The organism is Rhodoferax sediminis (genome assembly GCF_006970865.1).
GTDB classification, from domain to species: domain Bacteria; phylum Pseudomonadota; class Gammaproteobacteria; order Burkholderiales; family Burkholderiaceae_C; genus Rhodoferax_A; species Rhodoferax_A sediminis.
This window is the reverse complement of the sequence record NZ_CP035503.1, coordinates 2,254,987-2,276,144: the sequence shown is the minus strand read 5'-3', so window position 1 is coordinate 2,276,144 and position 21,158 is coordinate 2,254,987. Positions and strand designations below refer to the sequence as shown.

The window sequence follows — 21,158 nt, the reverse complement described above, 5'->3', positions numbered from 1 at the left end:
CACATGATTGCCCAGGAATTGGAAGTCAGCTTGCACATGGCCTTCGTGGAGGCCAGGCAGCAGCGCCACGAGTTCATCACCGTGGAGCACCTGTTGCTCGCCTTGCTCGATAACCCCAGCGCTGCCGAGGTGCTGCGGGCCTGCTCGGCCAACATCGACGACTTGCGCAAGTCGCTCGCCAACTTCATCAAGGACAACACGCCGCAGGTGGCGGGTGCCGACGATGTCGATACACAGCCCACGCTGGGCTTCCAGCGTGTGATCCAGCGTGCCATCATGCACGTGCAGTCCACGGGCAACGGCAAGAAGGAAGTCACCGGCGCCAACGTGCTGGTCGCCATCTTCGGCGAGAAAGACTCGCACGCCGTGTACTACCTGCACCAGCAGGGCGTCACAAGGCTGGACGTGGTGAACTTCATCGCGCACGGCATCAAGAAGAGCGATCCGCCCGAGCCCGCCAAGAGCAGCGAATCGGCCGCCCAGGAAGGCGAAGAGGGCGGCGAGCGCAACGACAAGGCCTCGCCGCTGGAGCAGTACACGCAGAACCTGAACCAGCTCGCCAAGGACGGCAAGATCGATCCATTGATCGGCCGCGAGTACGAGGTCGAGCGCGTGATCCAGATCCTGTGCCGCCGGCGCAAGAACAACCCGCTGCTGGTGGGTGAGGCCGGTGTCGGCAAGACCGCGATCGCCGAAGGCCTGGCCTGGCGCATCACGCAAAAGGATGTGCCGGAAATCCTCGCCGAGTCGAACGTCTACTCGCTCGACATGGGCGCGCTGCTGGCCGGTACCAAATACCGCGGGGACTTTGAGCAGCGTCTCAAGGGCGTGCTGAAAAGCCTCAAGGACAAGCCCAATGCGATCCTGTTCATCGACGAGATCCACACCCTGATCGGGGCCGGCGCGGCCTCGGGCGGCACGCTGGACGCGTCCAACCTGCTCAAGCCCGCGCTGAGTTCGGGTCAGATCAAGTGCATTGGCGCCACCACATTCACCGAGTATCGGGGGATTTTTGAGAAGGACGCTGCGCTGTCACGGCGCTTCCAGAAGGTGGATGTGGTGGAGCCCACCGTCGCTGAAACCGTGGAAATCCTCAAAGGCCTGAAATCGCGCTTTGAAGAGCACCACAGCGTCAAGTACGCCGTGGCGGCCCTGCAGGCTGCGGCCGAGCTGAGCGCCAAGTACATCAACGACCGGCATCTGCCCGACAAGGCGATCGACGTGATCGACGAGGCCGGCGCGGCGCAACGCATCCTGCCCGCCAACAAGCGCAAGAAGACGATCACCAAGACCGAAGTCGAGGAGATCGTGGCCAAGATCGCGCGCATTCCGCCGGCCAATGTGTCGAACGACGACCGCGGCAAACTCAAGACGCTGGAGCGCGACCTCAAGAGCGTGGTGTTCGGCCAGGACAAGGCACTGGACGTATTGGCCAGTGCCGTCAAGATGGCGCGCTCGGGCCTGGGCAAGGGCGACAAGCCGATCGGCTCGTTCCTGTTCTCCGGCCCCACGGGCGTCGGCAAGACCGAAGCGGCCAAGCAGCTCGCCTACATCATGGGCATCGAGCTGATCCGCTTCGACATGTCGGAGTACATGGAGCGCCACGCCGTGAGCCGCCTGATCGGCGCGCCGCCGGGCTACGTCGGCTTTGACCAGGGCGGGCTGCTGACCGAGGCCGTCACCAAGAAGCCGCACGCGGTGCTGCTGCTTGACGAGATCGAGAAGGCGCACCCGGACATCTTCAACGTGCTGCTGCAGGTGATGGACCATGGCACGCTGACCGACAACAACGGGCGCAAGGCCGACTTCCGCAACATCATCATCATCATGACGACGAATGCGGGCGCCGAAACCATGAACAAGGCGATGATCGGCTTCACCACCCATCGCGAAGCGGGCGACGAGATGGCGGATATCAAGCGCCTGTTCACGCCTGAGTTCCGGAACCGGCTGGACGCCACGGTGAGCTTCAAGGCGCTGGACGAGACCGTGATCCTGCGCGTGGTCGACAAGTTCCTGCTGCAACTCGAGACGCAGCTGGCCGAGAAGAAGGTGGAAGTCACCTTCACCGACGCGCTGCGCAAGTACCTGGGCAAGAAGGGGTTCGATCCGCTGATGGGCGCGCGCCCGATGCAGCGCCTGATCCAGGACACGATCCGCCGCGCGCTGGCCGACGAGTTGCTGTTCGGTCGCCTGATGGAGGGCGGACGCCTGACGGTGGACATGAAGGTGACCACCGACGACAAGGGTGTCGAGAACGGCGAGGTGGTGCTCGACATCCAGCCGCTGCCCAAGAAGGAAGGCCGCGCCAAACCGGAGTCGGAAGAAGCGACCACCGGCTGATACTGCCTGCGGCAAAATGCAAAGGGTCGACAGCGTCAAGCTGCCGACCCTTTGCTATTTTAATAATAGCTAGATGCCGATATCCAGTAAGGTCTAAAGGCCTATTTCATCCATAAAACTCTCGGGTGACCATGCACACCTTTCTCTGGCACGACTACGAAACCTTCGGCACCCAGGTGCGGCGCGACCGGCCGGCCCAGTTTGCGGCCATCCGCACCGACGCCGATCTCAACGAGATCGGCGAACCGCTGATGCTGTACTGCCAGCCGGCGCCCGATTTCCTGCCCGACCCGCAGTCGTGCCTGATCACCGGCATCACGCCGCAGCTGTGCCTGGCGCGCGGCGTGCCGGAGCACCAGTTTGCCGCGCAGATCGAGCAGGCGCTGGCCGAGCCCGGCACGATTGGCGTGGGCTACAACACCATCCGCTTCGATGACGAGATCACGCGTTTCATGTTCTGGCGCAACCTGATCGATCCGTATGCGCGCGAATGGCAAAACGAGTGCGGGCGCTGGGACCTGTTAGATGTGGTGCGAACCGCGTACGCGCTGCGCCCGGACGGCATCCATTGGCCCAAAAATGCGCAGGGCGGCGCCAGCTTCAAGCTCACCGACCTGACGGCCGCCAATGGGCTCATCCACGAGGCAGCGCACGACGCGCTGTCCGACGTGCGCGCCACTATCGCGCTGGCGCGGCTGCTTCGGACGGCTAACCCCAATCTTTTTGAATTTTGCTTGAGGCTACACAAAAAGGACCGTGTCGCTAAAGAGTTGGGCTTGCCCACTAGCCAACAAACAGCGCGACCGTTTTTGCACGTGTCGGGTATGTTCCCGGCCGAGCGTGGCTGTCTCGCCGTCATGTGGCCGCTGGCCAACCACCCGACCAATAAAAATGAGTTGCTGGCATGGGACCTGGCGCGTAACCCAAGCGAGCTGCCGTTACTGGACGTCGCCACGCTGCGCCAGCGTTTGTTCAGCAAGTCGATTGATTTGCCTGAGGGCGTGCAGCGCCTGCCACTGAAGTCGGTTCACCTAAATAAGTCGCCCATGGTGATACGCACGCTTGAAAGATTGTCACCTGAGATGGCGGCCAAGTGGGGCATAGACATTGACGCTGCGCTTGCCAATGCCGAAATAGCCCGTGGCTTGCCCGACATGAGCGCGATCTGGCAGGAAGTCTTCCGCCGCCCCCCGGAGCCCACACCCGATGTGGACGAGGATTTGTACGGCGGCTTCGTCGGCAACAACGACCGGCGCAAGCTCACGCAGCTGCGCAGCCTCTCCCCGGAGAAACTGGCCTCTGCCCGCACCGGTTTTGACGACCCGCGGCTGGAGGAACTGCTGTTTCGCTACCGCGCGCGCAACTTTCCCGCCACCTTGTCAGACGACGAGGCCCGGCGCTGGGAAGAACACCGCGCGGCCCGCCTGTTCGAAGGCGAGGGCGGTGCGCGCACGGTGGAGCAGCTGTTCACCGAGGTCGATCAGTTGTCGGAAGCGGCCGACGAGCGCGGCGAAGAGATCCTGGGCGCGCTGTACGACTATACCGAGAGCATCGCGCCCTCGCGCTGAGGCCACTGATGTGTCCGGGCGCCCGATGACAATGACGATAACGACGACCGATCTGGCCGATTTCGCGCAGCGCCACCGGCGGCTGTTCGTGCTGACCGGCGCGGGCTGCAGCACGGATTCCGGCATCCCGGACTACCGAGATGCCAATGGCGACTGGAAGCGCGCCGCGCCCGTGACCTGGCAGGCCTTCATGGGCGAGGAGGCCACACGCCAGCGCTACTGGGCGCGCAGCCTGATCGGCTGGCGCGTGATGGGCCAGGCCCGGCCCAGCCTGGCGCACCACGCACTGGCCCGGCTGGAGGCTGCCGGGCGCGTGGAGCTGCTGCTCACGCAGAACGTGGACGGCCTGCACCGTGCCGCCGGCAGCCGGCGCGTGATCGACCTGCACGGGCGCATCGACAGCGTGCGCTGCATGGCCTGCGAAGCCCGCAGCCCGCGCGCGGCGCTGCAGGCCGAACTGCTGCGCCGCAACCCCGAATGGGCCGCGCTGGATGCGACGGCCGCGCCCGACGGCGACGCCGACCTCGAAGCCCGCGACTTCTCGGGTTTTGACATTCCCGCGTGCGCCCACTGCGGCGGCCTGCTCAAGCCCGACGTGGTCTTCTTCGGCGAGAACGTGCCGCGCGAGCGCGTCGAAGGGGCGCTGGGCGCATTGGCACAGGCCGACGCCGTGCTGGTGGCCGGCTCCTCGCTGATGGTGTATTCGGGCTTTCGTTTCGTGCAGGCGGCCGTGGCGGCCGGCAAGCCCGTGGCCGCCGTGAATCTGGGGCGCACGCGGGCGGATGAGCTGCTGACGCTCAAACTGGAGCAGCCTGTGGGTGAGGCGCTGGACTCGCTCGCCAGCGCCTTGGGCGAACGCTCTTAACCCGCCAGGCCCACAAACACGTTCTGCACGTCGTCGTTGGCGTCGATGGCCGCCAGGAAGGCTTCCACCTCTTCCAGCTCCGCGGCGCCCAGGCTCGCGGGGTCGATCGGGTTCTTCGGCCGGTAGCCGAGCTTGGCGGACAAGACGCTGAAACCGTGGGCGGGCAGGGCGCGGCTCACCAGATCGAGATCGGTGGGGTCGGTCAGGAACAGCGTGGTGCCGTCTTCCTCGCCCGGCTCGAAGTCCTGGGCGCCCGCTTCAATCGCGGCCAGTTCGGGATCGGCGCCCGCCGTGGCAGGTTCTGCTTCGATCATGCCCACATGGTCGAAATCCCAGGACACCGAGCCCGACGTGCCCAGCTGGCCTTTGCGGAACAGCACGCGCATCTCGGGTGCGGTGCGGTTCAGGTTGTCGCTCAAGCATTCGACCATCACGGGCACACGGTGCGGCGCAAAGCCCTCGTACATCACGTGCTCAAACTGCACCGCCTCGCCCGTGAGCCCGGCGCCCTTCTTGATGGCCCGGTCCAGGGTTTCCTTGGGCATGGACACCTTGCGTGCCTGCTCCACGACCAGCCGCAGGCGCGAATTCAGGGCCGGATCGGCGCCGCCGCGCGCCGCCACCATGATGTCCTTGGCCAGTCGCCCGAACAGCTTGCCCCTGGCATCCGCGGCCTGTGCCTTGCCTTTTGCTTTCCACTGCGCGCCCATGTGTGAGGTTCCTTGATGTTTTGCCGCATTGCTGCGTGAACCCTGCAGTTTATGCCAGGGGCCAGCGGCTCCTACAATCCTCCCCTTACTCAAAACACCCACCATGCCAACCACCGACGCCGAAGACGGAACAGAAAAAATTCAGGAACCGCGCCTGTGGCGCGACAACGGCTGGACCGCGCGCGTCATCAAGAACGAAGACGACGACGGCTGGGCCGTGGCCATGACGCTGCAAGGCCACGCGGAGCCGGCCCTGGTCGGGCCGTGGACCATGGGGCGCGACAAGAAAAACCCCAAGCCGCTGGATGTACCGGCGTTCAACACCCTGGTCAAGACCGCCGCTGAATTCGTGCGGCGGCATGAGCAGCAACTGCACGCCACGCTGCACCAGCAGATCGCCATCACGCACAACACCGAGCGCCTGAACATCTCGCTCGACATCGAACCCGACGAAGAGAATCCGTCCGCGCTGCTCCGCGCCCTGGATGCCTCTGGCGAGCTGCTGGCGGAAATCCGCGTGGCGCCTTCTTTCAAGCTGACCCGGGCCAGCGCAAGCGCCTGGGCCGAGGCCGGTTTCAGCGCGGATGCCGTGCGCAGGGCGTAGCGTGAGTGGAACCATGAAAGTCGCTGTCATGGGTGCCGGTGCCGTGGGCTGCTACTACGGCGGCATGCTGGCGCGCGCCGGCCACGACGTGGTGCTGATCGCCCGGCCCCCGCACGTGCAGTCCATCCACCGCGACGGCCTGCGCATGGAAACGCGCAGCTTCGACGAGCACGTCCGCCTGGCTGCCAGCGCCGAGGCCGGCGCGGTGCAGGGCGCCCACCTGATCCTGTTCTGCGTCAAGTCCACCGACACCGAATCGGCCGGCGTCCAGATGCGGCCGCACCTGCCGGCCGACGCCCTGGTGCTGTGTCTGCAAAACGGCGTGGACAATGCCGACCGGCTGCGCGCAGTGCTGCCGCAACACGCAGTGGCTGCGGCAGTGGTGTACGTGGCCACCGAGATCGCCGGCCCCGGCCATGTCAGGCATCACGGCCGCGGCGAGCTGGTGATCGAGCCCGCCCGTTCCGGCTCGTTTTCCAGCCAAGCCGTGGCGCGAGCGCTGATCGCCGCCGGCGTGCCCACCGAGGTCTCCGGCAATGTGCGCGGCGCGCTGTGGGCCAAGCTCATCCTCAACTGCGCCTACAACGCCGTCTCGGCCATCGCCCAGCTGCCCTACGGCAAGACCGTGCAGGGCGAGGGCGTGAAAGACGTGATGCGCGACGTGGTGGCCGAATGCCTGGCCGTGGCCCAGGCCGAGGGCGTGCAGGTGCCCGGCGACGCGGTGGCGGCGGTAGACACGCTTGCCGGCAGCATGCCCAGCCAGTTTTCATCCACCGCGCAAGACCTGGCGCGCGGCAAGCACAGCGAGATCGACTATCTCAACGGGCTTGTGGTGCGGCGCGGCGAGGCGCTGGGGATTGCGACGCCGGCGAACCGGGTGCTGTGGGCGTTGGTGAAGTTGATGGAATCAAAGCACGCGCAGGCTTAAAGCAGCGTCTTCGTGCGCCCTGAAGAGCAGGCCCAAGCGCCGTTCGCTTCAAGACTCCGGGCTGCCCAGCAGTTTTGAGATGACCCGCCAGTGCTGCGGCTCGACCGGCGTGATGGACAGGCGGTTGCCCTTGCGCAGTACCACCAGGTCTTCAAGCGCCTCATGGGCGCGCAGCTCGGGCAGCGCGAGGTTGCGCGTCTTGCGCAGCACCTGCACGTCCACCAGCAGCCAGCGCGGCTCCTCGGGTTTCGATTTGGCATCAAAGTAAGGCGACGTCGGGTCGAACTGGGTCGGGTCAGGGTAGGGCGTGGACGCCACCTGCGCAATGCCCACGATGCCAGGCTCCGCACAACTGGAGTGGTAGAACAGCACGCCATCGCCCACGCGCATTCCATCGCGCATGAAGTTGCGCGCCTGGTAGTTGCGCACGCCGACCCAGGGCACCGTGGCGTTGGGGGCCGCCAGCGCGTCATCTACCGAGCATTCCCCGGGTTCGGATTTCATGAGCCAGTAGCTTGTCATGGGGTTTGCCTCATTAACTGGTTTTTGACGGGGGTAGAGCCTGGCGGGAACAAAACGCCTGCTGTGCCGGGCTCCCATTTCGGGTATTTCAGCATGATTTGCGCATACAGCGCCGAGTTCACGAAGGCGGACAACCAGGTCTGCAATGGCGCCCAGCACTGTGCGGCGAACCAGCGGCTGTCGGTCTGCGCGAACTGGCGCACAAACGGTGCCAGCGCCATGTCGGCCAATGCCGCACGCTCACCGAACAGATAGCGGGTGGTGTGGAGCTGCGCGTCGAGCCGGTCCAGATAGGCCGCGGCCTGCGCCCTGTGTGTCAGCGCCGCAGCGCCGTCCGCATCTTCATGGCGGCCGGCGTATTTGTAGCGGTCCAGGTGGTATTTGAAGCCGTCATCGAATTCGGCGACCAGCGCCAGCATGGTTTCAAGATCCGCCCGTTCGGGCCGCAACCACTGGCCCGGATCGTTGCGCCGCAAGGCCCACAGCATAATCTCCAGGCTCTGCTCGATGACCCGGCCGTCGTCAATCACCAGGACCGGCACGGTGGCCTTGGGCGAGGCCTGCAGCAGCTCCGGGGGCTTGTCGCGCAAAACGACTTCGCGCAGTTCGCAGGCTTGTGCGCTCACCGCCAGCGCGAGGCGCGCACGCATGGCGTAGGGGCAGCGGCGGAAGGAATACAAAACGGTTGTCAAGGGTGTCGCCACGAGCGTTGCATTTCACAGAGAAATTAAAAGAATTCGTCTCCAGCCATTGACTGACGTACACAGACAGCTATTGTTCTTGTAGCGAGCACGCGCCTTGTCCGAATTGCCGCCGCAGCGTTTCGAGGTCTGCGAGGCTTTTCATGGCGCGCGTCTTTGCGGCCTATTTGGTCCCGAAGATGCGGTCGCCCGCGTCACCCAGGCCGGGCAGGATGTAGCCGTGCTCGTTGAGCTGGCGGTCGATCGCGGCGGTGTAGATCGGCACGTCCGGGTGCGCCCTGTGCAGCGCGGCGATGCCTTCGGGGCAGGTCAGCAGGCAGACGAATTTGATCGACTTCGGGTTCAGTTCCTTCAGCCGCTCGACGGCGGCGATGGCCGAATTGCCGGTGGCCAGCATGGGGTCGACGATCACGATGTCGCGCTCTTGCATGTCTTGCGGCATCTTGAAGTAATACTCCACGGCCGTCAGCGTCTTCGGGTCGCGGTACAGGCCCACGTGTCCCACGCGCGCGCCGGGCACCACGTTCAGCATGCCTTCCAGAATGCCGTTGCCGGCGCGCAGGATCGAGACGAACACCAGCTTCTTGCCGTCGATCACGCGCGCGGTCATGGTCTCCAGCGGGGTCTCGATCTGCACGTCCTGCATCGGCATGTCGCGCGTGACCTCGTAGGCCATCAGGCTGCTGATCTCGCCCAGCAGACGGCGGAAGGTGTTGGTGGACGCTTCCTTTTTTCGCATCAGCGTCAGCTTGTGCTGCACCAGCGGGTGATCGATCAGGTGCACATTGGCGGGCAGGGTGGTCATGGGGTCTCTTCTTCCTTTTTTTCAAAAAACGGTTCCGTCGCTCTCGATCGCGAGGGGTGGCGTGCCGCCGCGCAGGCGCTGCGCCAGCACACGGCCGGCGGCCCAGGTGCCGCCCTCGAGCACGCAAGCCAGCGGCATCTGCGATTCACTCAATCCTAGCTGCTCGCGCACCAGCGGTGCCAGTTCGTCCAGCAGGGCAACCGTCAGGGCGCGCCATTCGACGACGAATTCATCGCCGGCGCGGTGCGTCTGGGTGGCCAGCGCCGCGTCCTTCAGGCGCAGCACGCCGGCGTCCAGCAGCAGGCCGCCGTTGCGGTATTCGGGCAGGCCCGTGAGCGCATCGAGGCCGGTGACGGCGACGCCGGCCCACTCGAACGGCTCCAGCAGCGAATAGGTCAGCCACTGCGAGAGCTTGTGAAAGGGCATCCAGCCATCCGAGAGACCTTCGCCGCGCACGGCGGAATGTCGCCAGCAATCGCCGAGCGCTATGGATTCAATAGCGTTGTGTGTAGGCCAGATGGGAGCCAGGGCCGCTAAAAGTGTGGAAAGAATGCGGCTGGCCGGCACCGTGGGAGCGCCCTCGGTTGTATCTACGCCATCGTCGGTCTGCCCGGGCGCCGTGAGGTAATCGAACAGGCGCCCGGGTCGGCACAAGCCTCCCGCACCGCCAAAAATCCGGGGCTGATCGGCAATCACCTCGCCCAGGCGGCGCAGCAGCGCGGCGCGCCCGTCCAGCCCCACCATCGGGTTGTCGACACTGACCTGAAACGCGGCGCCGAGCTGCCGCGCGGTCAGCGCCATCAAGCCCGGCGCGTCGGCCTGGCAGCGCTGCGTCGGCTTGCTCGAAAACAGGCCCTTGCTGAAGGCGTTGAAACTCGCCACGCCCAGGCCTTCCGAGCGCGTCAGGCGCTGCCCGGAGCGCGGATCGAGGTAATGCCAGTCGGCCCCGGCCCCGGCGTCGAGCAGCACGCTGACGACGGCCAGATCGATCTGCGCGCGCGCGTGCCGCGGCGGCGATACCTTGCCCAGGGCTTCGTTCAGCAGCGCCACGCGGTCCAGCCCGCCGGCCTCGAAATGCCGCCAGCGGCTGTGGTACGGAATGATCAGGTCCGGGTAGCGCTCGCGGGTGACTTCGGCCACCAGCGCCGCTGCCTGGGCGAGCGCGTCGTCGTGCACCGTGAAGTACACGGACTCGCCCGCGCGCGCGCGCGCCAGCAGGCCCCGGGCGCGCGTGCGGATCGTGTCTGTGCTGCGTAATAAGGCTGCAGCCCTTGTTGCATCTGCGCTGTCTGCTATCAAAATAATATCTTTCATGTATCCAGTTGCCGGCCTTTGGCCTTTTTAAGCTCATCGGCATCCGGCACGGCGCCGGGCGTGAAATAGCCGGCCGCCATCTTGGCATCCATCTCGACCCGGGCATCGTCCGGGATCAGGGCATCGGGAAGATTCACGCGTTCGACGATCTCGATGCCGGCCTTCGTGATGGCGTCGAACTTCATGTTGCTCATGGACACGAGCCGGTGGATTTTCGTGATGCCGAGCCAGTTCAAGGTGTCGGGCATGAGCTCCTGAAAGCGCATGTCCTGCACGCCGGCCACGCATTCGGTGCGCGCAAAGTACTGGTCGGCCGTGTCGCCGCCGAGCTGGCGCTTGCGCGCGTTGTAGACCAAAAACTTCGTCACCTCGCCCAGCGCGCGGCCTTCCTTGCGCGAGTAGGCGACCAGCCCGACGCCGCCGCGCTGCGCGCCCTGGATGCATTCCTCGATCGCGTGCGTGAGGTAGGGGCGGCAGGTGCAGATGTCGGAGCCGAACACGTCCGAGCCATTGCACTCGTCGTGCACTCTAGCCGTGAGTTCGACCGCCGGGTTGGCCAGGTCGCGCGGGTTGCCGAAGATGTAAATCGTTTGCCCGCCGATCGGCGGCAAAAACACCTCCAGGTCGCTGCGCGTCACCAGTTCGGGGTACATGCCGCCGGTCTCCTCGAACAGCACGCGGCGCAAATCGGCCTCGGTGCAGCCAAAGCGCCTGGCCACTTCGGGCAAATACCAGACCGGCTCGATCGCGGCCTTGGTCACCATGGCCGCGCCGTTCGCGGTGAGGAACTTGCCGTCGGCCTTGAGCCGCCCCGACTGCAGCGCCTCGATCACCTCGGGCAGGATCACGTGCGCCTTGGTCACGGCGATGGTCGGGCGAATGTCGTAGCCGGCCGCCAGCTCGGCCGCGAACACTTCGGCGATGCGGGCGCCCCAGGGGTCCATCGAGACGATCCGCCCCGGCTCGCTCCACTGCGGGTAGGGGCCGATGACGTCGGTCGGCGAAGTGTTGGTCAGGTCGGCCTTGTGGTGCGGCGACAGCGCACCGGAGGCCACCGCCAGCGCGCGGTACACGCTGTACGAGCCGCTGTGCGTGCCGATCACGTTGCGGTGACTGCGCTTTGATGTGGTGCCGACCACCGGACCGCGCTCGGCCGCGCTGGCGGCTGCCCAGTGGATGGGCAGGGCGCCATGCCCGCTGGCATGCGAGGTCAGGCGAATATGGCTGGGGCCGGGAGCGGCGCCGGGGGCAACGGGATCGGGCGACTTCGGCGCAACTTCAATGGGCATCGCGGCTCCTCAAAGAATGCAATGTACAGAGGTGTGTCGGGGCTGACAAGGCTCGGTGAAAGGGGCGGGCACGCAAGGTCGCGTTCAAGGCGCCACCAACTGCGCAAAGCGCGCCAGATCCACGTTGCCGCCGCTGATGATCACGCCGACGCGCGCGCTCTCTAACGCCACGCCGCCATGCTGCGCGCCCGCAAAACCCAGGCAGCCGGTGGGCTCGACCAGCATCTTCATGCGCTCGGCGAAGAAGCGCATGGCCTGCACCAGTTGCGCGTCGCTCGCAGTCAGGATGTCGTCCACGTCGCGCCGGATGATGGCAAAGGTGTACTGCCCCAGGAACTGCGTTTGCGCGCCGTCGGCGATGGTTTGGGGAGTGTTGATGTGCACGATCTCGCCGCGTTGGAACGACTGCTGGCCATCGTTGCCGGCTTGCGGCTCCACGCCGTAAACCTTGCAGCGCGGCGACAGGGCGCGCGCGGCCAGCGCCGAGCCCGACAGCAGACCACCGCCGCCCAGGCAGACGAACAGGTGGTCCAGTTCGCCCACCTCGTCGAACAATTCCTTGGCGGCGGTGCCCTGGCCCGCCAGCACATCGGGATGGTCGTAGGGCGGGATCAGGGTCATGCCGCGCTCCAGGGCGAGCCGCTGGCTGATGGCCTGGCGGTCTTCGGTGAAGCGGTCGTAGGTGATGACCTCGGCACCATAGCCGCGCGTGGCCGCCAGTTTGGCGGCCGGCGCATCCAGCGGCATCACAATCGCGGCCGGCATGCCCAGGATGCGCGCCGACAGCGCGACGGCCTGCGCGTGGTTGCCCGAGGAGAAGGCCAGCACGCCGGTTTTGCGCTGCGCGGGCGTGAACTGCGACAGCGCATTGAAGGCCCCGCGGAATTTGAACGCCCCCATGCGCTGGAAGTTCTCGCATTTGAAGAACAGCTGCGCGCCCAGCAGGGTGTCGGCCGTGCGCGAGCGCAGCACCGGGGTGCGGTGCGCGTGGCCCTCTAACCTGCGCGCCGCGGCGGCGACGTCGTCATAGGTGGGGAGTTGCAGTGGGGGCATGGTGATCGGCTCCTTCAACGCTTCTTGCTGCCGAAGATGCCGCCCAGCACGCCGCGAATGATTTCACGCCCGACCGTGGAGCCCATCGTGCGCACCGCCGATTTGGCCATGGACTGGGCCAGGCCGTCGCGCTGGCCGCCGCGCGGGCCGGTGGAGCCGAACAGCACATCGCTCAGCCCGCCCAAAATGCCGCCGGACGCGGGCTGCGCCGTCGTGCTGCCAGGCGGATTCGCGCTGGCAGGTGCGGACGCCGTGCGGGCCTTGAGTTTTTCGTAAGCCGACTCGCGGTCCACGACCTTTTCGTAGACCCCGGCGACCAGCGAGCCGGCGATCAGCGCCTGGCGCTGCGCCGGCGTGATCGGGCCGATCTGGCTGCCGGGCGGCAGCACATAGGCCCGTTCGGTCACGTTGGGGCGGCCCTTGGCATCGAGCAGGCTCACCAGCGCCTCGCCCACGGCCAGTTCGGTGATGGCGGCTTCGATGTCCAGGCCGGGCTTTTGCCGCATGGTCTGTGCCGTGGCCTTCACGGCCTTCTGGTCGCGCGGCGTGAAGGCGCGCAGCGCGTGCTGCACGCGGTTGCCCAACTGGGCCAGCACGCTGTCGGGAATGTCCAGCGGGTTCTGCGTGACGAAATACACGCCCACGCCCTTGGAGCGCACCAGCCGCACCACCAGCTCGATGCGCTCGATGAGCACCTTGGGCGCCTCGTTGAACAGCAGGTGCGCCTCGTCGAAGAAGAACACCAGCTTCGGTTGCTCGGGGTCGCCGATCTCGGGCAACTGCTCGAACAGCTCGGACAGCAGCCACAGCAGGAAGGTGGCGTACAGGCGCGGCGCGTTCATCAGCTTGTCGGCTGCGAGGATGTTGATGACCCCCTTCCCATTGACCGTCTGTATGAAGTCCGCGATGTTGAGCATCGGCTCGCCGAAGAATTTCTCGCCGCCCTGGGACTCGATCTGCAGCAGACCGCGCTGGATCGCGCCCACGCTGGCCGCACTGACGTTGCCGTACTGCGTGGTGAACTGGCCGGCGTTGTCGCCGACGTATTGCAGCATGGCGCGCAGGTCCTTCAGGTCGAGCAGCAGCAGGCCGCTGTCGTCGGCGATCTTGAACACCAGATTGAGCACGCCGGCCTGGGTTTCGTTCAGATCGAGCATGCGCCCCAGCAGCAGCGGGCCCATGTCGGAGATGGTGGCGCGCACGGGGTGGCCCTGCTCGCCGAACACGTCCCACAGCGTGGCGGGGCAGGCCAGCGGCTCGGGCGGCGCGATGCCGCGCTCTTTCAGCACCTGCGCCAGCTTGCCGGCGATGCTGCCGGCCTGGCTGATGCCGGTCAGGTCGCCCTTGACGTCGGCCATGAACACCGGCACGCCGATTTTCGAGAAGCCCTCGGCCATGGTCTGCAGGGTCACGGTCTTGCCGGTGCCCGTCGCGCCCGTGATCAGTCCATGGCGGTTTGCCAGGGCGGGCAGCAGCTCGCACAGGGTGGCGGCGTTTTTGGCGATCAGCAGCGGTTCGGCCATGGTGGGGGTTTCCTCGGGGTAGGCGGGTCGTTGAAAAGTAAAATCGGCGGTGTAGATTAAATCAATACCAAAGGATTCTCCGTGGCCGGACACAGTAAATGGGCGAATATCCAGCACCGCAAGGGCCGGCAGGACGAGAAGCGCGGCAAGATCTGGACCCGCATCATCCGCGAAATCACCGTCGCGGCCCGTGCCGGTGGCGGTGATCTCGGCGCCAACCCGCGTCTGCGGCTGGCGGTGGACAAGGCCAAGGCGGCCAACATGCCGGCGGATCGCATCAAATACAACATCGACAAGGCCACCGGCAACGCCGAGGGCGTGAGCTATGAAGAGGTCCGCTACGAGGGCTACGGCATCGGCGGCGCCGCCATCCTCGTCGACACCATGACCGACAACCGCGTGCGCACCGTGGCCGAGGTGCGCCACGCCTTCAGCAAATTTGGCGGCAACATGGGCACCGAGGGGTCGGTGGCGTTCCAGTTCAAGCACTGCGGCCAGTTGATTTTTGCGCCGGGCACCAGCGAGGACAAGGTGATGGAAGTCGCGCTCGAAGCTGGCGCCGAAGACGTGATTGCCGACGAAGATGGCGCGATCGAGGTGCTGACGGCCTACACCGACTTTGAAGCCGTGAAGAACGCGCTGGAGGCGGCTGGCTTGAAGCCCGAGGTGGCCGGCGTCACCATGCGCGCCGAAAACACGGTTGATCTCAGCGGCGACGAGGCCGCGCGCATGCAGAAACTGCTCGATGTGCTGGAAGACCTGGACGATACCCAGGAGGTGTTCCACAACGCCAATATCGACGAGGCAGGCAGCGCATGAAGGTTCTCGTGATTGGCGGCGGTGGCCGTGAACATGCGCTGGCCTGGAAGCTGGCCCAGTCGCCCAAGGTGCAGCAGGTCTATGTCGCGCCCGGCAACGGCGGCACCGCGCTGGACCACCGGTTTGAGTGCGTCGATATCACGGAAGTCAGCGCCCTGCGTGCCTGGGCTGCCATGAACAAGATAGCGCTCACGGTGGTGGGGCCGGAGGGGCCGCTGGCGGCGGGCGTGGTCGATGAGTTTCGCGCGCATGGCCTGCGGATTTTCGGGCCCACCAGGGCCGCCGCGCAGCTGGAAAGCTCCAAGGCGTTTTCCAAGGCCTTCATGAAGCGCCACGGCATTCCGACCGCCGAGTACGAGACGTTTTCAGATGCCGCCGCCGCGCATGCCTATGTGGACAGGAAGGGCGCGCCGATCGTGGTCAAGGCGGACGGCCTGGCGGCCGGCAAGGGCGTGGTGGTGGCCATGACCGCTCTGGAGGCGCATGCGGCGATCGACTTCATGCTGCTGGGCGACAGCCTGGGTGTCACGCACAACGCGGGCGCGGATGGCCAGGCCGTGCCGCGTGTGGTGATCGAGGAGTTCTTGCACGGCGAGGAAGCCAGTTTCATCGTGCTGTGCGACGGCAAGAACGTGGCGGCGCTGGCCACCTCGCAGGACCACAAGCGTCTGCTCGACGACGACCAGGGCCCCAACACCGGGGGCATGGGCGCGTATTCGCCGGCGCCGGTCGTGACGGCCGACGTGCACGCCCGCACCATGCGCGAGATCATCTTGCCGACCCTCAAGGGCATGGAGAAAGACGGCGTCGCCTACACCGGCTTTTTGTACGCCGGGCTGATGATCGACGCCAGGGGCAAGCCCAGGACGCTGGAATTCAATTGCCGCCTGGGCGACCCCGAAGCGCAGCCGATCCTGCTGCGGTTGAAATCCGATTTGTTCGAGGTGCTGTGGGCCGCCACCGAGCCCGGCCTGCACGGCCGGCTCGATCAGGTCGACCTGCAGTGGGACCGCCGCACCGCACTTGGCGTGGTGCTGGCGGCGCACGGCTATCCGGTGAGCCCGCGCAAGGGTGACGTGATCACCGGGCTGCCGCCGGAGGCCAGCGACGCCGTGGTGTTCCACGCCGGCACGGCGCTGGAGGACGGCGTGCTGCGCACCTCGGGCGGGCGCGTGCTGTGCGTGACGGCGCTGGCCGACAACGTCAAGCTGGCGCAGCAGCGCGCCTACGAGCTCACGCGCAGCATCGCGTTCGACGGCATGCAGTACCGGCGCGACATCGGCCATCGGGCGGTCAAATGATGGCATCCGGCGGTGATACCGTGCGCGCGGTGCGAACCTATCTGCTGGAGTTGCAGCAAAGCATCACGTCGACCATCGCGGCGCTGGATGGCACGGCCTTTTTGACCGATGTCTGGGAAAAACCCCCCGGCGAGCCGCTGCAGGGCTCGGGCGTGACGCAGATATTGGAGAACGGTCCGGTTTTCGAGCGCGCGGGCTGCGGCTTCTCGCATGTCACGGGCCCGCGGCTGCCGCCCTCGGCCACGCAGCACCGGCCCGAACTGGCCGGCGCACCGTTCGAGGCGATGGGCGTCTCGCTGGTGTTCCATCCGCGCAATCCCTACGTGCCAACCGTGCACATGAACGTGCGCATGCTGGCCGCCACCACGGCGGGCCAGGCGCCCGTATGCTGGTTCGGCGGCGGCATGGACTTGACGCCCTTCTATGGCTTCAAGGAAGACGCGGTGCATTTCCACCGGACCTGCAAGGCGGCACTGCAGCCGTTTGGCGACGACAAATACCCGCGCTTCAAGCAATGGTGCGACGAGTATTTTTTCCTGAAGCACCGGGGCGAAGCGCGCGGTGTCGGCGGCGTGTTTTTCGACGACTTTGCCGAGCTCGGTTTCGAGCGCAGCCTGGCCATGATGCAGTCGGTCGGCTCGGCGTTTCTCGGCGCCTACCTGCCCATCGTGGAGCGCCGCAAGGACATGGCGTATGGCGAGCGCGAACGCAATTTCCAGTTGTACCGGCGCGGGCGCTACGTCGAGTTCAACCTGGTGTGGGACCGCGGCACGCACTTCGGGCTGCAATCGGGCGGGCGCACCGAATCCATCTTGCTGTCGATGCCGCCGTTGGCGAGCTGGTCCTACCTGCACCAGACCGAGCCCGGCTCGCCCGAAGAAGCGCTGTACACCCGGTTCCTGCCGCGACGGGAGTGGGTTTGACCGCCGGCCCGCGGCGCGTCGGCATGTTCGGCGGCGCATTCGATCCGCCCCACAATGCCCACGTCGCGCTGGTCCAGGCCGCCATGGCGCAATTGCAGCTCGATGAGCTGCGGATCTTTCCCACCGGCCACGCCTGGCACAAACCGCGGGTGCTGACGCCCGCGCAGCACCGGCTGGCGATGGCGCGGCTGGCGTTTGCCGGACTGCCCGGCGTGGTGGTGGACGACCGGGAAATGCTGCGTGCCGGCCCCACCTACACGATCGACACCCTGCGCGAACTGGCGCGGGAGCAGCCCGGCGCGCAGCTGTACCTGATCATGGGCGCCGACCAGGCACGCGCCCTGCCGAGCTGGCACCGGTGGCAGGATCTTTTGCGGGCCGCTACTATTTCAATAGCTGAACGCCAACAGCCGGAAAGGGCTGGCGCCGGATTTGATGCCAAAAATTATCCGCAGGGGCGGTTTGCGCCGCTGCAACTACCCCCCATGCCGGTCAGCGCCACCCAGGTCCGTGCGCTGGCTGCCAAGCCTCACAATACGGCTCAGGGGATCGCCCAACTGGTTCCCGGCCCCGTTGCACGCTATATTGAACAACATCACCTCTACCTTGCTCCTTGATGACCACCGAAACCAACGCCAAAAAAGACACCCAGAAACTCCAGCGCGCCATCGTCGATGGGCTGGAGGACGTGAAGGCACAGGACCTGCAGGTGTTCAACACCGAGCATCTGTCCGCGCTGTTTGAACGAGTCATCATCGCCTCGGGCAGTTCCAATCGCCAGACCAAGGCGCTGGCCAGCAGCGTGCGCGATGCCGTGCGCGACGCCGGTTTTCCCAAGCCGCGCATGGAGGGCGAAGCCAACGGCGAATGGATCATCGTCGATTGCGGCCGCGCGGTGGTGCACGTCATGCAGCCCACCATCCGGGCGTACTACAACCTGGAAGAAATCTGGGGCGGCACGCCGGTGCGCCTGAAGTTTGGCGCGGCCCGGCCCGAAGTGGCGCCCGCGGCCAAATCGGCAGCCAAGCCGGCGGCAAAAGCTGGCGCGAGGAAGCCGGCAGCGAAAAAGACCGAGTCAAAAGTGGCGCCAGCCCCCGCCAAATCTGCAAAGCATGCTGCAAAAATAGTAGAGAAGGTGGAAACATCGCCTTCACTGCGCCGCTCGTCCGCCGTCAAAACGGCGGCCCGGGCGGCCAAAACTGCGGCTAAAACGCCGGCCAGAGTGCCGGTCAAAGCACCGACCAAGACCGCGCTGCGATCGCGCGCCAAACCTGCTGCCAAAAAAGCGCCGGCCCGCAAGGCCTGACGGCGTCCCGGCTCGCGTGTCATGAAGCTGGTGATCGTGGCCGTCGGCCAGCGCCTGCCCGAGTGGGCGCAGGCGGCCTGCGACGACTACGCCAAACGCTTTCCGCCGGACTGCAAGGTCGAGATCAAGACGGTCAAGACCGAGCCGCGCGGCTCCAGGACGCTGGACACGCTGTACGCGGCCGAGCGAGAGCGTATCCAGGCGGCCATCCAGTCCAGCTGCGGCAAAGGCGCTCGCGTGGTGGCGCTGGACGAACGCGGCAGCACGGTCACGACCGCAGCGCTGGCGGCCAAGCTCAAGCAATGGCAGCTGGGTGGCGTGGACGTTGCGCTGGTGATTGGCGGGCCCGACGGGCTGGACCCGGCGTTCAAACAGGGCGCCCACGAGCGCATCCGTTTGTCGGACCTGACGCTGCCCCATGCCTTTGCGCGCGTGCTGCTGCTGGAGCAGCTCTACCGCGCCTGGTCCATCAACGCCGGGCATCCGTATCACCGTGAGTGAATTTCTGCCGTGAGTGACTTTATCTATCTCGCCTCGCAAAGCCCGCGCCGGCGCCAGGTGCTGGAGCAGATGGGCGTGCGCTTCGAGCTGCTGCTGCCCGATGCCGACGAGGACGCCGAAGCCATCGAGGCCGTGCTGCCAGGCGAGGCGCCGGCCACCTACGTCAAGCGCGTGACCGGTCTCAAGCTCGACGCCGCCGTGGCGCGGCTCAAACGCCGCGGCCTGCCGCCCGCGCCCATCCTGTGCTGCGACACCACCGTGGCGCTCGGGCGCACCATCTACGGCAAGCCGGTGGACGAGCGCGACGCCCGGCGCATGCTGCGTGAGCTCTCCGGCACCACACACCGCGTGCTGACGGCCATCGCGGCGCAGCATGGCCGCAAACGGCTGGCCGCGCTGAGCGATTCTCGCGTGACGTTTGCCGCGCTCACACCAGTGCAGATCAGGGCTTATGTCGCCTCGGGCGAGCCGCTCGGCAAGGCCGGCGCCTATGCGGTGCAGGGCAGGGCGGCCCTATTCATCTCCCGCTTGAGAGGCAGTTATTCTGGCATCATGGGACTGCCGATGTTCGAGACGGCGCAACTCCTCAGGGCCCTTGGCCTGCCATGCAACAAGACATTCTGATCAACTGGTCGCCCCAGGAAACGCGCGTCGCCGTGGTGGAAAACGGTGCCGTGCAGGAGCTGCATGTGGAGCGCACGCTCGAGCGCGGGCGCGTCAGCAACGTCTACCTGGGCAAGGTGGTGCGCGTGCTGCCGGGCATGCAGTCGGCCTTCATCGACATCGGCCTGGAGCGCGCCGCCTTCCTGCACGTGGCCGATGTCTGGCATCGCCAGGAGGGCGGGGAGCCGCCGCTGATCGCGCGCCACACGCAGCCGCAAGTGCCGATCGAAAAGCAGGTGTTCGAAGGCCAGGCCCTGATGGTGCAGGTCATCAAGGACCCGCTCGGCAGCAAGGGCGCGCGGCTGTCCACGCAGATCAGCATTGCGGGCCGGCTGCTGGTGTTCTTGCCGCAGGACGACCATGTGGGGGTTTCGCAGAAGATTCCCCCCGCGCAGCGCGACGCCTTGCGCGCGCGGCTGCAGGCGCTGGCGGGTGAGGCGGGGGGAGGCTTCATTTTGCGCACCAACGGCGAAGATGCCACCGACGCCGAACTGGCCGAAGACATCGCCTACCTGCGCAAGACCTGGGCGCGCATCAAGGAGGCATCGCTGCGCCTGCCGCCGCTGTCCCTGCTGCACCAGGACCTGAATCTGCTGCAACGCGTGCTGCGCGACATGGTGAGCACCGAGACGCAGGCCATCCGGCTCGACTCGATCGAGCAATTCGGCATGCTGCAGGCTTTCGGCCGCGAATTCATGCCGGCCGCCGCCGGAAAGCTGCAGCTCTACAAGGGCGAGCGCCCGATTTTTGACCTGTTCGCGATCGACGAGGAAATCGCCAAGGCGCTGGGGCGCCGGGTCGATTTGAAGTCGGGCGGCTACCTGATCGTGGATCAGACCGAGGCGCTCACCACGGTGGACGTCAACACCGGCGGCTTCGTCGGCGCCCGAAACTTCGACGACACGATTTTCAAGACCAACCTGGAAGCCACCTGGGCCATCGCGCGCCAGCTGCGCCTGCGCAATCTGGGCGGCATCATCATCGTGGACTTTATCGACATGGTGCGCGAAGAGCATCGGGAGGCGGTGCTGGCCGAGCTGCGCAAGCAGCTGGCGCGCGACCGCGTCAAGACCATGGCCGGCGGCTTTTCGCAGCTCGGCCTCGTGGAGATGACGCGCAAGCGCACGCGCGAGTCGCTGGCCCACATGCTGTGCGAACCGTGCGAAGCCTGCGGCGGTAAGGGCAGCGTGAAGACCGCACGCAGCGTGGCCTACGACATCCTGCGAGAGATCCTGCGCGAGGCACGCCAGTTCAACCCGCGCGAGTTCCGCGTGGTGGCGGCGCCCAAGGTGATCGAGCTGTTTCTTGACGAGGAAAGCCAGCACCTGGCAGGCCTGTCCGACTTTATCGGCAAGCCGATTTCGCTGCAAAGCGAAAGTGCAATCGGGCAGGAGCAGTACGACATCGTGCTGCTGTAGGG

21 protein-coding genes are annotated in these 21,158 nt (G+C 66.2%); 13 read left to right on the top strand and 8 right to left on the bottom strand.

What is annotated here, in order from left to right; all coding sequences use genetic code 11:
* The first annotated feature begins 3 nt into the window (after positions 1-3).
* The 3 genes from clpA (at position 4) to EUB48_RS10930 (ending at position 4,776) form a co-directional block, all read left to right on the top strand.
* A complete protein-coding gene (gene clpA / locus EUB48_RS10940) occupies positions 4-2,343 on the top strand; it encodes an ATP-dependent Clp protease ATP-binding subunit ClpA (RefSeq protein WP_142819073.1) in 2,340 nt (779 codons plus the stop codon).
* Positions 2,344-2,474: 131 nt separating this feature from the next.
* Positions 2,475-3,911 carry an exodeoxyribonuclease I gene (gene sbcB, locus EUB48_RS10935; protein WP_142819071.1) on the top strand — a complete coding sequence of 479 codons (1,437 nt, stop codon included), beginning with the start codon at positions 2,475-2,477 and terminating at the stop codon, positions 3,909-3,911.
* Positions 3,912-3,942: 31 nt separating this feature from the next.
* Positions 3,943-4,776 (top strand): NAD-dependent protein deacetylase, encoded by an 834-nt coding sequence (locus EUB48_RS10930; RefSeq protein WP_244618173.1) that lies wholly within the window; start codon positions 3,943-3,945, stop codon positions 4,774-4,776.
* On the opposite strand, the gene EUB48_RS10925 is transcribed toward EUB48_RS10930, so the two are convergent.
* Positions 4,773-5,486, bottom strand: coding sequence for a YebC/PmpR family DNA-binding transcriptional regulator (locus EUB48_RS10925; RefSeq protein ID WP_142819067.1), 714 nt, complete (start codon positions 5,484-5,486; stop codon positions 4,773-4,775). The two genes, EUB48_RS10930 and EUB48_RS10925, sit on opposite strands and share 4 nt — an antisense overlap.
* A 103-nt stretch (positions 5,487-5,589) precedes the next feature.
* Between EUB48_RS10925 and EUB48_RS10920 the strand changes: the two genes are divergently transcribed.
* Together EUB48_RS10920 and EUB48_RS10915 are read left to right on the top strand one after the other, a co-directional pair.
* Positions 5,590-6,090: a hypothetical protein gene (locus EUB48_RS10920; protein WP_142819065.1), complete on the top strand. Its 501-nt coding sequence runs from the start codon at positions 5,590-5,592 to the stop codon at positions 6,088-6,090.
* Positions 6,091-6,103: 13 nt separating this feature from the next.
* The gene (locus tag EUB48_RS10915) at positions 6,104-7,018 is read left to right on the top strand and encodes a ketopantoate reductase family protein (protein ID WP_142819062.1); all 915 of its coding nucleotides are present in this window, start codon (positions 6,104-6,106) and stop codon (positions 7,016-7,018) included.
* 48 nt (positions 7,019-7,066) lie between these two features.
* Here the strand turns inward: EUB48_RS10915 and EUB48_RS10910 are convergent, their stop codons facing one another.
* The 7 genes from EUB48_RS10910 to EUB48_RS10880 form a co-directional block, all read right to left on the bottom strand.
* Positions 7,067-7,540, bottom strand: coding sequence for an EVE domain-containing protein (locus EUB48_RS10910; RefSeq protein ID WP_142819060.1), 474 nt, complete (start codon positions 7,538-7,540; stop codon positions 7,067-7,069).
* Complete coding sequence (locus EUB48_RS10905; protein WP_274595955.1) at positions 7,537-8,232, bottom strand: glutathione S-transferase; 696 nt, start codon at positions 8,230-8,232, stop codon at positions 7,537-7,539. The genes EUB48_RS10910 and EUB48_RS10905 overlap by 4 nt, the downstream gene beginning before the upstream one ends.
* Positions 8,233-8,404: 172 nt before the next feature.
* The gene (gene upp, locus EUB48_RS10900) at positions 8,405-9,046 is read right to left on the bottom strand and encodes a uracil phosphoribosyltransferase (protein ID WP_142819058.1); all 642 of its coding nucleotides are present in this window, start codon (positions 9,044-9,046) and stop codon (positions 8,405-8,407) included.
* Between the two features lie 21 nt (positions 9,047-9,067).
* Positions 9,068-10,360, bottom strand: coding sequence for a URC4/urg3 family protein (locus EUB48_RS10895; RefSeq protein ID WP_142819056.1), 1,293 nt, complete (start codon positions 10,358-10,360; stop codon positions 9,068-9,070).
* A complete protein-coding gene (locus EUB48_RS10890; RefSeq protein ID WP_210411616.1) occupies positions 10,357-11,649 on the bottom strand; it encodes a GTP cyclohydrolase II in 1,293 nt (430 codons plus the stop codon). Before EUB48_RS10890 ends, EUB48_RS10895 begins: the two co-directional genes overlap by 4 nt.
* A gap of 84 nt (positions 11,650-11,733) precedes the next feature.
* Positions 11,734-12,702 (bottom strand): threo-3-hydroxy-L-aspartate ammonia-lyase, encoded by a 969-nt coding sequence (locus tag EUB48_RS10885; protein ID WP_210411615.1) that lies wholly within the window; start codon positions 12,700-12,702, stop codon positions 11,734-11,736.
* A gap of 14 nt (positions 12,703-12,716) precedes the next feature.
* Positions 12,717-14,225 (bottom strand): helicase HerA-like domain-containing protein, encoded by a 1,509-nt coding sequence (locus EUB48_RS10880; protein ID WP_142819054.1) that lies wholly within the window; start codon positions 14,223-14,225, stop codon positions 12,717-12,719.
* Between the two features lie 81 nt (positions 14,226-14,306).
* Between EUB48_RS10880 and EUB48_RS10875 the strand changes: the two genes are divergently transcribed.
* From EUB48_RS10875 to rng, 8 genes are read left to right on the top strand one after another with little or no spacing between them, the layout of a single operon-like run.
* A complete protein-coding gene (locus tag EUB48_RS10875; RefSeq protein WP_142819052.1) occupies positions 14,307-15,044 on the top strand; it encodes a YebC/PmpR family DNA-binding transcriptional regulator in 738 nt (245 codons plus the stop codon).
* Complete coding sequence (gene purD / locus EUB48_RS10870; RefSeq protein ID WP_142819050.1) at positions 15,041-16,345, top strand: phosphoribosylamine--glycine ligase; 1,305 nt, start codon at positions 15,041-15,043, stop codon at positions 16,343-16,345. The genes EUB48_RS10875 and purD overlap by 4 nt, the downstream gene beginning before the upstream one ends.
* A complete protein-coding gene (gene hemF, locus EUB48_RS10865) occupies positions 16,342-17,268 on the top strand; it encodes an oxygen-dependent coproporphyrinogen oxidase (protein WP_142819048.1) in 927 nt (308 codons plus the stop codon). Before purD ends, hemF begins: the two co-directional genes overlap by 4 nt.
* 23 nt (positions 17,269-17,291) lie before the next feature.
* The gene (gene nadD, locus EUB48_RS10860; RefSeq protein ID WP_142821210.1) at positions 17,292-17,885 is read left to right on the top strand and encodes a nicotinate (nicotinamide) nucleotide adenylyltransferase; all 594 of its coding nucleotides are present in this window, start codon (positions 17,292-17,294) and stop codon (positions 17,883-17,885) included.
* Positions 17,885-18,574, top strand: a complete 690-nt coding sequence (gene rsfS / locus EUB48_RS10855) for a ribosome silencing factor (RefSeq protein WP_142819046.1) — start codon at positions 17,885-17,887, stop codon at positions 18,572-18,574. Before nadD ends, rsfS begins: the two co-directional genes overlap by 1 nt.
* Before the next feature lie 21 nt (positions 18,575-18,595).
* Positions 18,596-19,075 (top strand): 23S rRNA (pseudouridine(1915)-N(3))-methyltransferase RlmH, encoded by a 480-nt coding sequence (gene rlmH, locus EUB48_RS10850; RefSeq protein WP_142819044.1) that lies wholly within the window; start codon positions 18,596-18,598, stop codon positions 19,073-19,075.
* 9 nt (positions 19,076-19,084) lie between these two features.
* On the top strand, positions 19,085-19,699 hold the full coding sequence (locus tag EUB48_RS10845) for a Maf family protein (protein ID WP_142819042.1): 615 nt from the start codon (positions 19,085-19,087) through the stop codon (positions 19,697-19,699).
* On the top strand, positions 19,681-21,156 hold the full coding sequence (gene rng, locus EUB48_RS10840; RefSeq protein ID WP_142819040.1) for a ribonuclease G: 1,476 nt from the start codon (positions 19,681-19,683) through the stop codon (positions 21,154-21,156). Before EUB48_RS10845 ends, rng begins: the two co-directional genes overlap by 19 nt.
* Positions 21,157-21,158 lie beyond the last annotated feature (2 nt).